Annotated in this window: 1 protein-coding gene; it reads right to left on the bottom strand. The window is 39.9% G+C overall.

What is annotated here, in order from left to right:
- Window positions 1-914: hypothetical protein (locus J5224_RS29760; RefSeq protein ID WP_264628662.1), on the bottom strand; the 914-nt coding region annotated here is incomplete at its 3' end.
- Window positions 915-1036: the final 122 nt, after the last annotated feature.

Here is a 1036-nt window from a genome sequence, read left to right as displayed (position 1 = left end):
TCAGCGGTTTCAATTCCGAATGATATTAACGTCGCAGTTTTTGCGGGCCCGATACCTGATATATTAGCTTGACGAATAGAGAAACTGTCCAGATAGGCTCTTAATTGACGAGCCTCTCGATTGGACTTTAATAGGGCAAGATCATGAGTTAAAGCGACATCTTGCTCCCTATATATAGTAATTGCGATATCAAGCCCCCCCCGAACCTTAATAATTTCCGTCAATCCATTGCGCTGTAAAAAAACATCCAGTTCATGTTGCACCAATTCATCAGCTTCTTGAAAAGCCTTTAAAAATCTTGACTGTTCAACTTTACGCTCAGAAAAAAGAGAATAACCCCATATAGCGAGACCTATCCATACATAGAATATTGCAGGTTCATATATAAAACCATAAACAGCCGCTCCCATCATGAAAAAACCTAATAAGGAGTTACGATATTTACTATTTTTGACTGCTATAAGTGCATCGCTTGGTCTATTTATAGATGATGGTGAAGGTAATAAATCATCTGCAGTAGGAAAACGGAACATCTGTATTTCTTGGATAGCTTTTTCTGTTCCATGTGTATCGGTTGATAAAGTGGGGAATATCGCAGACAGATCAGGAAACATATCAAACGCATTATTGCTAGCTAATCTGCACCAAACGCAACCTTTAGCTTTACTAGGATAAAAATGTGTCTTAGTTTTACTACAGTGATTTAATGAAGATTCAAGCGTTGTCAGAATTTGAATCCATACTTTGGCATCCGGACGAGCACTGGGTGTCAAACCAAACGCTTTTTCAAATGCTTGGGCTACGACAACAGGAAAGAGATCAAGTGTTAATGCGCCTGGAGGTGATGTGGTCTGTGTTTCGTTTTGCCTAAAGAGAGAAAATGCAAAACGATTTTGAGCGATGGCTTCGCTCATAGATATGTCTGGTCCCTTATAGCGTCCAGCGTATGGATGACGCCCCATGAATAAAAGATGAAAGATTGCGACAGCGAGGCCAAAATTATCATGTTCAATCGTTCTTTCCACTGAACTGAGAT

This window comes from Candidatus Symbiopectobacterium sp. NZEC135 (assembly GCF_025962695.1).
Note: the sequence above shows the minus strand (reverse complement) of the source record. Positions and strands in the feature narration are given on the sequence as shown.